This window comes from Lentzea fradiae (assembly GCF_900100955.1).
Classification (GTDB): domain Bacteria; phylum Actinomycetota; class Actinomycetes; order Mycobacteriales; family Pseudonocardiaceae; genus Lentzea; species Lentzea fradiae.
Window position 1 is genome coordinate 36,097 of record NZ_FNCC01000014.1, and the last position, 13,468, is coordinate 49,564.

Genomic DNA, 13,468 nt, shown 5'->3' on the forward strand with positions numbered 1-13,468 from the left:
GCGGACCGCGGCGGCGGGAGAACCTCTAGGACACCGTCACTGCGAGAGCAGCTGGGCGCAGCGGATCAGGCCCAGGTGCGAGTACGCCTGCGGGTGGTTGCCCAGCGAGCGTTCGGCGATCGGGTCGTACTCCTCGGGCAGCAGGCCGGTGGGGCCCGCGGCGGCGACGATCTGGCCGAAGAGTTCCTCCGCCTCGTCGCGGCGGCCGGTGAGCAGGTACGCCTCGATCATCCAGGCGGCGCACAGGTGGAAGCCGCCCTCGTCGCCGGGCAGGCCGTCGTCGCGCCGGTACCGGTACACCGTGCAGCCCGAGCGCAGCTCGGCCTCGATGGCGGTCACGGTGGACTGGAACCGCTCGTCGGTCGGGTCGATCAGGCCGGACAGGCCGACGAACAGCGACGCGGCGTCGAGGTCGTCGCCGTCGTAGGCCGTGGTGAACGACTGGACCTCGTCGTTCCAGCCGTTCTTGAGCACGTCGGTGGCGATCGTGTCGCGCAGCGGGACCCAGGACGGGTCGAGTGCGCGGCCGAACTGCTCGCCGAGCTTGACCGCGCGGTCGATGGTCAGCCAGCACATGACCTTCGAGTACACGTGGTGGCGCGGCGCGTGCCGTTCCTCCCAGATGCCGTGGTCGGGCTCGTGCCAGCGCCGCGAGACGGCCTCGGCCATCGCCTGCACCATCGCCCAGTCGGCGTCCGACAGCGAGCCACGCGCGGTCGCCAGCTGCACGACCAGGTCGACGACGGGGCCGAACACGTCGAGCTGGACCTGCTGGTTGGCGAGGTTGCCCACGCGCACCGGGCGCGAGCCCGCGTAGCCGGGCAGCGTGTCGATCACGGCCTCGGCGCCGAGCTGGGTGCCGTGCAGCGTGTAGAGCGGGTGCAGCCGCTCCGGGCCGGGGATGGTCTCCAGGACGCGGTGCAGCCACGCCAGGAAGTCGTCGGCCTCGGCGTAGGAGCCCACCGACACCAGCGCGGCGGCGGTCATCGCGCCGTCACGCAGCCAGCAGTAGCGGTAGTCCCAGTTGCGGATGCCGCCCAGTTCCTCCGGCAAGGAGGTGGTGGCCGCCGCCATGATCGAGCCGGAGTCCTTGTGCACCAGGCCGCGCAGCGTCAGCGCCGAGCGCAGCACCAGGTCCGTCTGCACGCGGGGCAGCTTCAGCCCCGCCGCCCAGTCCGACCAGTAGCCGGCCGCGAGGTCGCGGCGCACCGACTCGGCGAGCGGGTGCTCGGACAGGTCGTCGGTGCCGCAGCGCAGCTCCAGCAGCACCGGTGCGCCCTCGCGCGGCCGGACGACCGCGCGGGCGGTCTCCTGCTGGCCGTCGGAGGTGATCTCCCAGTCGACGCCGGGGGAGCGCAGCACCATCGGGTCGGAGGTGCCGACGACGCGCAGGCCGTCGCGCTCGCGCAACAGCCGCACCGGCACCTGGCCGAACTCGGGCCGCGGCGCGAACGTGATCACCGCGTTGGTCGAGCCGGAGATCCGCCGCACCAGGTCGGTGCGGTGCGACGGCAGGTTGTGCTCCAGGTAGTCCGACACGAGCAGCCGTGACCAGCGGGTCTCGACGATCATGGTGCCGGGCAGGTAGCGCTGGCCGAGCGGCAGCGAGCCGTGCTCCGGCTTGATCGAGAAGTGGCCCGCGGCGGGTCCGCCGAGCAGGTCGGCGAAGATCGCCGCCGAGTCCGGCTCCGGGTGGCACAGCCAGTTGACCTTGGCGTCCGGGGTGACCAGCGCGACGGACCGCTCGTTCGCGAGCATCGTCAGCCGCTCGATCGGCACCGCCTGGTCGCCGTGCAGCCACGCCCGCCGTTCCTCCAGCAGGAACGCGAGCACGGTCGCGACGTCGGACGGGTCGGACACGTAGTGCTCGGCCAGCGACTCGCCCACGCCCACGCGGATGCCGACGTCCGGACCGGACAGGCGCGCGAACGCCTTCTCGTCCGTCACGTCGTCGCCCAGGAAGATCGCCGCGGTGGCGCCGACCTGGTGGCGCAGGATGTCGAGCGCCTGGCCCTTGTTCGTCTCGACGACGGCGAGCTCGATCACGGCCTTGCCCTCGGTGACCTGCACGCCTTCCCAGGTGCACGGGCCGGAGCGGACGGCGGACAGCACCGCCTCGCCGATCTCGGGGCTCGCGGCGCGGCGCACGTGCACCGCGACCGACGCGGGCTTGACCTCGAGCTGGACGCCCTCGTGGCCGTCGGCGATGCCCTCCAGCTCGGCTTCGAGGCGGCGGAGCAGCGCCTTCGCCTCCGCGTCGAGCGCGTGGACGAAGCCGACGTCGAACTCGGAGCCGTGCGACCCGACGAGGTGGACCTCGCCGGGCAGGCGGGACAGCGTCGCGAGATCGCGCAGCGCGCGTCCCGAGATGACAGCCGACGTCGTCTCGTGCAGCGACGCGAGCGAGCGCAGCGCGTTCACGGACTCCGGGAGCGGGCGGGCTTGCTCGGGGTCGGCGACGATCGGCGCGAGCGTTCCGTCGTAGTCGCTCGCGACGAGCAGTCGCGGGGTACGGGCGAGCTGCACGATCGCTCTGCGCAGTTCGGCGGGGAGGGCCTCGGCGGTCAACGCCCCTCCAGGAGCAGTCGATGGGTCAGTGGCGGGGAATGCGGGTGATCTGAAAGGATTCAGACCGAGGTCTGCGTGCCCAGCGCCTCCAGGAACGACCTCGCCCAGCGGTCGACGTCGTGAGTGAGGACTTGGCGGCGCAGCGCGCGCATCCTACGGCGGCCTTCGGCGGGATCGATGTCGAGGGCGGCCTGCAGTGCGTTCTTGACACCGTCCAGATCATGGGGGTTCACCAGGAACGCGCTGGTCAGCTCTGCGGCAGCGCCGGCGAACTCGCTGAGCACCAGAGCTCCACCAAGATCATATCGGCAGGCCACGTACTCCTTGCACACGAGGTTCATTCCGTCCCGAACGGGCGTGACGACCATGACGTCCGCCGCGCTCATGAACGCGACGAGCTCCTCGCGGTTCACCGACTGGTGCAGGTAGTGCACGACGGGCTTGCCGACGCGCCCGAACTCGCCGTTGATCCGCCCGACGGACTGCTCGATGTCCTTGCGCATCGTCACGTAGTGGTCGACGCGCTCCCGGCTGGGCGTGGCGAGCTGCACCATCGCGACGTCCTCCGGGTCCACGCGTCCGTCCGCGATCAGCTCGTAGAGAGCGCGGATCCGGACGTCGATGCCCTTCGTGTAGTCGAGACGGTCCACGCCGAGCAGGATGCGCTTCGGGTTGCCGAGGTCCTCTCGAATCTGCCTCGCGCGGGCCTGCGTCTCCTTGCGCCGGGCGACCGCGTCGAGGCCCGCGCTGTCGATCGAGATCGGGAACGCGCCGACCCGCACCGTGCGGTCGCCGACCTGCACCACACCCGGCCGGGTGCGGACGCCGACGGTGCCGCGGCTCGGCTCCAGGCCGACGAGGCGGCGGGCCAGCCAGAGGAAGTTCTGCGCGCCGCCGGGCCGGTGGAAGCCGACGAGGTCGGCGCCGAGCAGACCGCGGATGATCTCCGTCCGCCAGGGGAGCTGCATGAACAGCTCCACCGGCGGGAACGGGATGTGCAGGAAGAAGCCGATCTTGAGGTCGGGCCGCTGCTCGCGCAGCATCGCGGGGACGAGCTGCAGCTGGTAGTCCTGCACCCACACGGTCGCGCCCTGCGCCGCGACCTTCGCGGTCGCGTCGGCGAACCGCTGGTTGACCTTCACGTAGGCGTTCCACCAGTGCCGGTGGAACGCGGGCTGGGCGACGACGTCGTGGTAAAGCGGCCAGAGAGTGCCGTTCGAGAACCCCTCGTAGTAGTCCTCGACCTCCTTGGCGGACAACGCGACGGGGTGCAGCAGCATGCCGTCGTCCTCGAAGGGCGCCACGTCGGCGTCCGCCACGCCGGGCCAGCCGACCCAGGCGCCGCTGTGCGAGCGGAGGAACGGCTCGAGCGCGCTCACCAGCCCGCCCGGGCTGTGTTTCCAGCGCTCCGTCCCGTCGGGAAGACGCTCCAGGTCAACCGGCAGCCGGTTGGCCACAACGACGAATTCCGCCCCGTTCTCGCCAATGTCCATGCTCACAAAAGCCCAGGCTAATGCGGACCGGTGTCGTCGGCGTGTCGTGTAACCCCCGTCACAGGGAGTTTCACTCCAAACGACGCTTGGTGGGTTTGAGCGGCCCGGACATGCGCGGACCAGCGAGCTTGCGCTCGAGTCTGCCCAGTCCGGTGCGCACGGGCTGGGCCAGGTACTCGCCGAACACGACACCTCCGGCCAGAGCGAGAGCAATGCCACTCGCGAAGATCAGCGTGCTCAGCCCCGCCGTATCGCCCTCCGCCGTGAGCTGGAACAGGCCCCGGTAGGTGGTCCAGCCCGGCAGCAGCGGGACGACGCCCGCCTGGACGACGACGAGCGTCGGGATGCGCAGGCGGCGGGTCAGCGTGGCGCCGCCGAACCCGGTGATCGCGGCGGCGACCGCGGAGCTGAGCAGCGCGTCGAGGCCGAGGCTCGTGAACAGGCCGTAGGAGGCCGTGCCGATCGCGCCGGAGACGGCGGCGGCGACGAGCGCGCGGGGCCGGGCGTAGCAGGCGAGCGCGAAGAACGCGCTGGTCGCCGCACCGGCCGCGAACTGCAGCGGCACGGCGGAGATCAGCGGTGGCAACGGGTCGGTGATGCGGATTTCCAGTCCGAAGTGGACGGCGGTGCGGATCGCCAGCGCGACGCCCGCGATCAGGCCCGCGCTCAGCAGCACCGTCTCGACGGTGCGGCCCGCGGCGGTGACGTTGTAGCCGGAGATCGCGTCCTGCACGGTGCTGACGAGCGCGAGCCCGGACAGCAGCACGACGATGCTGACGGCGACCAGGAGGCTCGGCCGCAGGGCGGGCAGCAGGCCCGTGGCGTACACGGTGAGCGCCGCACCCGTGGCGAGCGCGCCGCCGACGACCTGCTGGAAGAAGAACGGCAGCGCGCGGCGGTTCAGCAGGCGGCCGACCCGGTCGATCACGGCGGTCACCAGTGCGGCGGTGACGGCGAGCGACAGCCCGCCACCGACGAGGAACGCGACGGCCGCCGCCATCCCCGCCCACGCGGCGGTCGCGACCCAGCGCGGGTACGGGTGCTCCGCGGTGGTGATGTCCTCCAGCTTCGACTGCGCCTCGTCGATCGGCCCGAGGTTGCGCACCAGGTGCTCGACGGCCGCGAGACGGGTGTAGTCGAGACTGCGCTGCCGGACCACCCGCACTGCGGTGAGCGGAGGCGCCTCGGTGCCCCGGTGGCACGACACGCTGATAGAGGTGTAGATCACGTCGACTTCCGTGTGCGGAAGTCCATAGCTCTCGGTAACGGAAAGAATCGTCGCTGTCACATCGGCCGCTCCGGCACCGCTGGCCATTTGGACCTCACCGATCCGGAGAGCGAGATCAAGGACCAGGTGAACAGTGGTGTCGTCGGGCAGCGACGGCCCGTGCAGGTTGTTGGTTGAAATCTTGTGCACCTCCGTTGTGCGATCGTGACGGGCACTTCGGTTGTTGCTGTGGTGTCTGCCACCTCCGATCAGGCGACCCGAAAAGGGGGACATGATCACGTTCCGTCTATTACCCTCCTGACCTGGTCAAGGCGCCCTGTCCGGCGCCCTGAGCCACTCAGTTGGTTGGCCCGGCTCCGGTCGGAGCAATCCGATCACACTGAGAGCAGACCGTTCGCCGCAGGGCGCACCGGCAAGGGGCGCTTACCATGTTCGCGAACACCGTCAGGCCGGCGTAGCTCAATTGGCAGAGCACTCGCCTTGTAAGCGAAAGGTTAGGGGTTCGATTCCCCTCGCCGGCTCCATTGACGAAGAGGGTCCGCCCAGGTGGGCGGACCCTCTTCGCATTTCGAAGTGATGGTTCCTCAGGTTTTCCGCGCGAGCCCGGTAAAGCCCGCGACGGCTCAGCGCGGCGAACGACCGGCCGAGGAACCGGACCACCCGGCCTGCTCCGCTCGCCCACTGTCCGGCTGCTCCGTTCGCCAGCCCGCAGCGCGGCGTTCGCCCAGCTCCACGAGCGGGATCGCCGGATCCGCCGCAAGGCTGATCCTGTTCACCGGTGAACAGGCGTCCGGGCCCGGTGTCGGGCCGCGTTCGGGAACATGGGCCGTGCCGCCGATCCACGCGTTGCCGAGGTCGAGGCCCCACAGGCCATGTCCTGCTCGTTCCCACTGGGACGTGACATTGTGGACACCATGTCCTACCTCGCGGATAGCGCGCGCTACGACCAGATGACGTACCGGCGGACTGGCCGCAGCGGTCTCAAGCTGCCTGCCATCTCCCTCGGCCTGTGGCACAACTTCGGCGGCGACCGGCCGTACGAGCTCGGCCGCGGGATCGCGCGGAGGGCGTTCGACCTCGGTGTCACGCACTTCGACCTCGCCAACAACTACGGGCCCCCGTACGGCAGCGCGGAGGTCACGTTCGGGCAGATCTTGAAGGACGATCTCCGGCCCTACCGCGACGAGCTGGTGGTTTCGACGAAGGCGGGCTACGACATGTGGCCCGGTCCCTACGGGGAGTGGGGCAGCCGCAAGTACCTGCTGAGCTCGCTCGACCAGTCGCTGACCAGGATGGGCCTCGACTACGTCGACATCTTCTACTCACACCGGTTCGACCCGGAGACGCCGCTCGAGGAGACGATGGGCGCGCTCGTGTCCGCCGTCCAGCAGGGCAAGGCGCTCTACGTCGGCATCTCGTCGTACTCGCCCGCGAAGACCCGCGAGGCCGCCGAGCTGCTGCGGTCAGCGGGCGTGCCGCTGCTGATCCACCAGCCGTCGTACTCGATGCTGAACCGCTGGATCGAGCCGGACCTGCTGGACGCCCTGGAGGAGGTCGGCGCGGGCTGCATCGCGTTCTCGCCGCTGGCGCAGGGCATGCTGACCGACCGCTACCTGAACGGCATCCCCGAGGGGTCCCGTGCCACGCAGGGCAAGTCGCTGTCGACGGACCTGCTGACCGAGGAGAACCTCGGCCGCGTCCGGTCGCTCAACGAGATCGCGCGGTCGCGCGGCCAGTCGCTGGCCCAGCTCGCGCTCACCTGGACGCTGCGCGACCTGCGCGTCACGTCGGCGTTGATCGGCGCGTCGTCGGTGGAGCAGCTGGAGCAGAACCTCGCCGCGCTGCAGGCGCCGCCGCTGACCGACGACGAGCTGGCGGAGATCGACAAGTACGCCGTCGAGTCCGGCATCGACCTGTGGGCGCGCTCCTCCCAGGCGGAGTGACTTCTCACCCCACCCCCCGCTCTCACCCCACCCCCCGCTCTCACCCCACCCCCCGCTCTTACGCCTCACGCGGGGGCGCTTCGTACTATGTGACAGTACGAAGCGCCCCCGCGTGAGGTCAGGTGAGCGGGTGGCGGGGGAGGCGGATGGTGAACGTCGTCGAGCCCGGGGTGCTGGTGAGGGTGATCGTGCCGCCGTGCGCCTCCACGAGCGACCGCACGACGGCGAGGCCCAGGCCGCTGCCGCCGCGCTGGCGGGTGCGCGAGTCGTCCACGCGGTAGAACCTGTCGAAGATCCGCGTCTGGTCGGCCTCCGGGATGCCGGGGCCGGTGTCGGACACCCTGATCACCGCCGAGCCGTTCTCGGCCGTCACCTTCATCGACACCAGCGTGCCGGCGGGCGTGTGCACGGCCGCGTTCGTCAGCAGGTTGTCGAGCACCTGCCGCAGCCGCGTCGGGTCGGCGGTCAGGGTCACCGTGTCGGCGTCCAGCTCCAGCACGTGCGACGGCCTGGCCGCGCGGAACGCGTCCGCCGCGGCCTCCGCCACCACCGAGAGGTCCATCTCCTCGGTGCGCAACGGCGGTTCGGTCGCCGCGGAGTCCAGCCGTGCCAGCAACAGCAGGTCGTCGAGCAGCACGCTCATCCTGGCCGCCTCCGACCGCAGCTTCTCCAGGTGCTGCTCGCGTTCGCCGGGCTCGTTGGCCGCCGCGTACTTGAACAGGTCCGCGTAGCCGCGCAACGACGTCAACGGCGTGCGCAGCTCGTGCGAGGCGTCGGCGATGAACCGGCGCAGGCGTTGCTCGGCGGCCGCGCGTGCCGCCAGTGACGAGTCGATGTGCGCGAGCATCTTGTTGAACGCCTCGCGCAGCTCCTCGACCTCCACACCGCCGCCGTTGCCGTCGACGCGCACGGCGAGCTTCGCCGAGTCGGTCAGGTCGTGCGACGTGATGTCGTGCGCGGTGTTCGCCATGTCCGACAACGGCCTCATGCCCTTGCGGATCAGCGCCTGCCCGCCCACCACCAGCGCGACGAGCGCGGCCAGGAACGCGATCACACCGACCGTGACCAGCTGGGCGATCGTGCCGTCCCTGTCCTGCATCGGGGCCGCGCTGACCAGGATGTACTCGTCCTTCACGACCTGGCAGGCGCGCAGCCGGAACTTGCCCTCGTCGCGCAGGTACTCGGTCTCGTACCCGTCGGCCGACAGCGCCTTGCGCGCGAGGGCGTCGAACTCGGCGCGTTCGGGCGGCTGCTGCTCGCCGGGCAGCGGCGTCACGTCACCGTTCTCGATCCGGTAGACGACCGAGTACCAGTCCGGCGGGATCTTGCCGATCTTGCCGTAGTAGGCGACCTCCTTGGCCGCGCTCTTCTGGCTGATCATCATCTGGTCGTCGAGGCGCCGGTCCAGGAACGACTGCATCGACGCGACCATGACCCAGCCGACGATCACGAAGACCGTCAGGGCGAGCGCGCCGAGGCCCAGCGCGAGCCGGGTGCCGAGCCGCCACTGGGTGGGGGGTGGTGTGCGCACAGGTCTCATTCTGCGGCTCTGCGGAGCACGTACCCCACCCCGCGCACGGTGTGGATCAGCGGCTCGCGGCCGTCGTCGAGCTTGCGGCGCAGGTGGGAGATGACCAGCTCGACGACGTTCGACCGGCCGCCGAAGTCGTACTCCCACACGTGGTCGAGGATCTGGGCCTTGGTGAGCACGGCCGGCGAGCGGCGCATCAGGTACCGCAGCAGCTCGTACTCGGTCGGGGTGAGCGTCACGAGCTTGCCGCCGCGGCGGACCTCGCGGGTGTCCTCGTCCATCACCAGGTCGGACACCTTCAGCACCGACCGCTTCCAGGACGGGCCCGTCGACCGGCGCAGCACGGCCCGCAGCCGCGCCATCAGCTCCTCGACGGAGAAGGGCTTCACCAGGTAGTCGTCACCGCCGCGGGTGAGCCCCGCGACCCGGTCCGCCGTGCCGTCGCGGGCGGTCAGGAAGACCACCGGCACCATCGCCCCCGCCGACCGGAGGCGGTCGAGGACGGTGAACCCGTCCAGGTCGGGGAGCATCAGGTCGAGCACGACGATGTCCGGCTGGAACTCGGCGGCCTCCCGGATCGCCTCCTCGCCGTTGAGCGCGGTCGTGGCCTGCCAGCCCTCGTACCGGGCGACCGTCGCGACCAGGTCGGCGATGTGCGGCTCGTCGTCCACGACGAGCAGTCGAACCGAGTTGCCCTTTTCCACGTGCTTCATGGTGAGGCACCCGGAGCCCGCTCCGCCCGATCGACAGGAAGTCGACAGGCGGCGCAAAGGGGAGCCACAGCTCGAAACCAGAAGATCGACCCGGTAGACCGCCACCTGCCAGACCGAGGAGCCCGCCGTGACGACCACCCTGCAGCACCCCGTGCGACCGGCTCCGGCCGGGCGCGCGACGCCGCACAAGGTGCTGGCCAAAGCCGGCCTGTACGTGTTCCTCCTGGCCAACGCCGCGTTCGTGACGTACCTGTTCAACGCGGCCGGTGTCGGTTCGAACAAGCTCGTCAACTTCGGCAGGCTGACCGGCCTCTACGGCGCGCTCGCGATGGCGTTCCAGCTGCTCCTGGTCGCCCGGCTGCCGTGGCTCGACCGCCGCCTGGGCATGGACAAGCTGACGGCGTGGCACCGCTGGACCGGCTTCACGATCTTCTGGATGCTCGTCGGGCACCTGGTCTTCATCGCGTTCGGCAACGCGGGCGCGGACGGGCCGGTCGCGGAAATCGTGCGGCAGGCCACCGAGCTGGAGGGCATCCTCCGCGCGCTGGTGGCGTGGGCGATCATCATGGTCGTCGGCGTGGTCTCCGCCCGGTTCGCGCGGCGCAAGCTGGCCTACGAGACCTGGCACTTCATCCACCTCTACACCTACGTCGCGATCTTCCTGGCGTTCACGCACCAGGTCGCCGTCGGCAGCACCTTCCGCAACTCGGCGCTCGCGACCGCGTACTGGTGGGGCCTGTGGACCGTGGCGCTCGGGTCCGTCCTGGCCGGGCGGGTGGCGCTGCCGCTGTGGCGCAACTGGCGGCACCAGTTCCGCGTCGCCGCGGTCGTGCCGGAGGCGCACAACGTCGTCTCCGTCTACGTCGAGGGCAAGGACCTCGACAAGCTGGGCGCCAAGGCGGGCCAGTTCTTCCTGTGGCGCTTCGTCACCAAGGACCGCTGGTGGCAGGCCAACCCGTTCTCGCTGTCCGCGGCGCCGAACGGCCGGTACCTGCGCCTCACCGCCAAGGCCCTCGGTTCCGGCAGCGCCGACATCCGCAACGTCAAGGTCGGCACCCGCGTGTTCGCCGAGGGCCCGTACGGCGCCTTCACGACCATGCATCAGACCAAGCCGAACGCGCTCCTGGTCGCGGGTGGCGTCGGCATCACGCCGATCCGCGCGCTGCTGGAGGAGATCCAGGGCCACGTCGTCGTGCTGTACCGGGTGAGCGACCCGCGCGAAGCCGTGCTGCTGCGCGAGATCGAGGGCCTCGTGCGGTCCAGGAACGCCGTGCTGCGGCTCGTCACCGGCTCCTCGAAGGCCATCACCGCCAACGGCCCGCTGCTCGGCCCGGAGAACCTCGTCGCGCTGGTTCCGGACGTGCAGGACCGCGACGTGTTCATCTGCGGCCCCAACGGCATGACCGACGCCGTGGTGCGCAGCCTCGACGAGCTCGGGGTGCCCGGCAACCAGGTCCACGCCGAGCGCTTCGCGCTCGCCCACTGAGGAAGGTACGACGACGTGAAGAGGGCAATCCCCGTGCTGGCGCTCAGCGTCGCCGGTCTCGTCCCGGTCTGGCTGTACTCGCCCGGCACCGGGCACGGCGGCGAGATCAGCGAGGTCGCCGCCCCCGAAACCCAGCCGCGGCAAGAGGTTCCGGCTCCGCAGAGCGCGCCGCCGGTCGTGCCGCCCACCGCGGGCTCCGCGCCGAGGAGCACCGCGCCCGGCACCCAGCAGCAGGCACCCCAGCAGCAGGCGCCCCAGCAGCAGCAGCGGGCCTTGTCCGGTCCCGCGATCACCACGTCCGAGGGCGTCGTGCAGGTCCAGGTGACGCTGCAGGGCACCAAGATCACCGACGTGAAGGCGGTGCGGGCGCCCAACAGCAACCCGACCCGCATGGCGCTGCCGCTGCTGCGCCAGTCGGCCCTCAAGGCGCAGAGCGCGGACATCGACACGGTGTCCGGCGCCACCGCCACCTCCGAGGGCTACCGGCAGTCGCTGCAGGCCGCCCTCGACGGAGCGCGGTAGCCGTGGCGGTGCGGCGCGTCGAGCACGTCATGGGCCTGCCGGTCTCGGTGGACCTGCGCGACGGCGACGCCGCACTCGCCGGCCGCGCGTTCGCCTGGCTGCACGAGGTGGACGAACGGTTCTCGCCGTTCAAGCCCGGCAGCGAGGTGTGCCGGTACGACCGGGGTGAGCTCACCAGGGAGGAGCTCACCCCGGACCTGGTCGAGGTGCTGTCGCTGTGCGACTGGTACGAGGAGTCGACCGGCGGCGCGTTCACGGCACGGGTGCCGGGCCGCGCCCTCGACCCGTGCGCGGTCGTGAAGGGCTGGGCCGTGCAACGCGCCGCTGACCTCCTCCGGGAGGGCGGCGCCTCGTCGTTCTGCCTCAACGCGGGCGGTGACGTCGTGACGGCGGGCGAGCCCGAACCCGGAAAGCCTTGGCGCGTCGGAGTTCGCCACCCCGACCTCGCCGACCAGCTGAGCGTCGTGCTCGGCGTGCGCGACGGAGCCGTTGCCACGTCGGCGTTGTACGAGCGCGGACAGCACATCCTCGACGGCCGCACCGGGCGGCCGGTCACCGGTTTGATCTCCGTCACGGTCGTCGCCGACGACCTCGCCATCGCCGACACCACCGCCACGGCGGCGTTCGCGCTGGGCAGGGACGGGATCGAGTGGGCTGCGGCACAGCGGGACTGCGCCGTCTTCATCGTCGACGAAGATCGTCAGGTGTGGTCGAGTCCTGGACTTCCGGTACACATCTGTTAACATGCCGGGCCAACGGAGCCTTGTCTCCGGGGCACGTCGTTTCGTTGATCAAGAGCTGATCGGAGCTCGCGCTCGGGGCAAGACCCGGCCTGCTGTTGACCAACTGTTCGTGCGAGAGAGCCCGTTGCGACGCGAATTCGGGAGCGCGCCGCAACGGGCTCTGTCTTTCAGGCCGCCGACCGCCTCAGGCGTAGCGGTTCTCGTTGAAGTCCATGCCCACGGCGGACATGCCCAGGTCGCGGCCCATCGCGTCGAGCACGTCCACCATCTCCAGGCCGTTCAGCCAGTCGCGCGGGATCGCGTCCGTGCCGTGCAGCGCGCCCAGGATGTTGCCCGTCAGCGCGGCCGTCGCGTCGCTGCCGCCCGAGTGGTTCGCGGCGGCGCGCATCGCTTCTGAGAACTGCGCGGGCTTCGGGTGCGTCAGCACGGTGTAGACGGCGATGGCCAGCGCCTCCGGGCCCGTCCAGCCGCTGCCGAGCCGGTCGACGCGCACCGGCGCGGAACCGTCGTGCTCCTCGGCCAGCACCACGGCGCGGGTCAGCACCGTCGCCGTGTACGTGTCGTCGCGCAGCACGCGGCCGATCACCTGGTCGATGGCCTCGCGGATCGGCCTGCCCTTCACGGCGACCAGGTGCACCAGCAACGCCAGCGCGCCACCGGACACCCAGCCGCCCGTGCCGCCGTGCGTGAGCGCGGCGAACCGGCAGCCGAGGTCGTAGGCGATCGCCGCGGACGGCGCGAAACCCGCGGGAGCGGTGCGCGTGACGCCGTTGCAGCCCGACGACTCGTTGTGCGGGTTCTCCGGAGTGGACGGTGTCTCCGCAGCCAGCGCGCGCAGGCACGTGAGGCCCGGCGAGCGGCTCTCGTACAGCCGCTCGTCCGCCAGCAGGCCCGTCGCGCCGTGCTCGGGCCCTGGCTGCTGCTGGGTGACCAGCCAGCGGCGGTAGCTGTGCCAGACCTCGTCGGAGGGTTCCCACTCGCCGGTCCGCTTGCCGCGCACATAAGCGCGCAGGTAGCCGTCGGCGGTGAACAGGGTCAGCTGGGTGTCGTCGGTGAACAGGGCCGGTTTCGGCGGGGCCAGCACGCCCTCCGGGCCGTGTTCGCGCTGGATGTCCGCCCAGCCGAGGTACTGCACCGGCGCACCGAGCGCATCACCGAGAGCGCCGCCGAGAAGACACCCGGCGCCGCGGTCCACCACGGAGTTCCGATCTCGCGGCACGTGTGAACAGTAGCGAACCGCG

10 protein-coding genes and 1 tRNA gene are annotated in these 13,468 nt (G+C 70.9%); 5 read left to right on the forward strand and 6 right to left on the reverse strand.

Features of this window, described 5'->3' with window-relative positions; all coding sequences use genetic code 11:
* Positions 1 to 36: 36 nt before the first annotated feature.
* The 3 genes from otsB to BLT23_RS29820 form a co-directional block, all read right to left on the reverse strand.
* Positions 37 to 2,568, reverse strand: coding sequence for a trehalose-phosphatase (gene otsB, locus BLT23_RS29810; RefSeq protein WP_090054914.1), 2,532 nt, complete (start codon positions 2,566 to 2,568; stop codon positions 37 to 39).
* Between the two features lie 59 nt (positions 2,569 to 2,627).
* On the reverse strand, positions 2,628 to 4,061 hold the full coding sequence (locus tag BLT23_RS29815) for an alpha,alpha-trehalose-phosphate synthase (UDP-forming) (protein ID WP_090054915.1): 1,434 nt from the start codon (positions 4,059 to 4,061) through the stop codon (positions 2,628 to 2,630).
* Between the two features lie 70 nt (positions 4,062 to 4,131).
* Entirely contained in the window at positions 4,132 to 5,562 is a 1,431-nt protein-coding gene (locus BLT23_RS29820) for a threonine/serine exporter family protein (RefSeq protein WP_090055415.1), read from the reverse strand.
* Between the two features lie 175 nt (positions 5,563 to 5,737).
* Between BLT23_RS29820 and BLT23_RS29825 the strand changes: the two genes are divergently transcribed.
* Together BLT23_RS29825 and mgrA are read left to right on the forward strand one after the other, a co-directional pair.
* Positions 5,738 to 5,813 (forward strand) — tRNA-Thr (locus BLT23_RS29825).
* A 390-nt stretch (positions 5,814 to 6,203) separates the two neighbouring features.
* Positions 6,204 to 7,232 carry an L-glyceraldehyde 3-phosphate reductase gene (gene mgrA, locus BLT23_RS29830; RefSeq protein ID WP_090055418.1) on the forward strand — a complete coding sequence of 343 codons (1,029 nt, stop codon included), beginning with the start codon at positions 6,204 to 6,206 and terminating at the stop codon, positions 7,230 to 7,232.
* Between the two features lie 118 nt (positions 7,233 to 7,350).
* Here mgrA and BLT23_RS29835 read toward each other — a convergent pair whose 3' ends face one another.
* Both BLT23_RS29835 and BLT23_RS29840 read right to left on the reverse strand, forming a co-directional pair.
* On the reverse strand, positions 7,351 to 8,763 hold the full coding sequence (locus BLT23_RS29835; protein WP_425434425.1) for a sensor histidine kinase: 1,413 nt from the start codon (positions 8,761 to 8,763) through the stop codon (positions 7,351 to 7,353).
* Between the two features lie 5 nt (positions 8,764 to 8,768).
* The gene (locus BLT23_RS29840; RefSeq protein ID WP_176946975.1) at positions 8,769 to 9,476 is read right to left on the reverse strand and encodes a response regulator transcription factor; all 708 of its coding nucleotides are present in this window, start codon (positions 9,474 to 9,476) and stop codon (positions 8,769 to 8,771) included.
* Between the two features lie 127 nt (positions 9,477 to 9,603).
* On the opposite strand from BLT23_RS29840, the gene BLT23_RS29845 reads away from it, so the two are divergent.
* Genes BLT23_RS29845 through BLT23_RS29855 form a run of 3 tightly spaced genes read left to right on the forward strand, consistent with a single transcriptional unit; the run spans position 9,604 to position 12,227 of the window.
* Positions 9,604 to 10,962, forward strand: a complete 1,359-nt coding sequence (locus BLT23_RS29845) for a ferredoxin reductase family protein (RefSeq protein WP_090054919.1) — start codon at positions 9,604 to 9,606, stop codon at positions 10,960 to 10,962.
* Positions 10,963 to 10,977: 15 nt separating this feature from the next.
* Entirely contained in the window at positions 10,978 to 11,484 is a 507-nt protein-coding gene (locus BLT23_RS29850) for an FMN-binding protein (RefSeq protein ID WP_090054921.1), read from the forward strand.
* A 2-nt stretch (positions 11,485 to 11,486) separates the two neighbouring features.
* Complete coding sequence (locus BLT23_RS29855; RefSeq protein ID WP_245744329.1) at positions 11,487 to 12,227, forward strand: FAD:protein FMN transferase; 741 nt, start codon at positions 11,487 to 11,489, stop codon at positions 12,225 to 12,227.
* 184 nt (positions 12,228 to 12,411) lie between these two features.
* Here BLT23_RS29855 and BLT23_RS29860 read toward each other — a convergent pair whose 3' ends face one another.
* Positions 12,412 to 13,446, reverse strand: a complete 1,035-nt coding sequence (locus BLT23_RS29860; RefSeq protein WP_090054923.1) for an ADP-ribosylglycohydrolase family protein — start codon at positions 13,444 to 13,446, stop codon at positions 12,412 to 12,414.
* Positions 13,447 to 13,468 lie beyond the last annotated feature (22 nt).

Excerpts from the sequence above, each read along its gene's own strand:
- BLT23_RS29815 (WP_090054915.1), bottom strand. The coding sequence starts at position 4,061 with ATGGACATTGGCGAGAACGGGGCGGAATTCGTCGTTGTGGCCAACCGG.
- BLT23_RS29820 (WP_090055415.1), bottom strand. The coding sequence starts at position 5,562 with ATGTCCCCCTTTTCGGGTCGCCTGATCGGAGGTGGCAGACACCACAGC.
- mgrA (WP_090055418.1), top strand. The coding sequence starts at position 6,204 with ATGTCCTACCTCGCGGATAGCGCGCGCTACGACCAGATGACGTACCGG.
- BLT23_RS29840 (WP_176946975.1), bottom strand. The coding sequence starts at position 9,476 with ATGAAGCACGTGGAAAAGGGCAACTCGGTTCGACTGCTCGTCGTGGAC.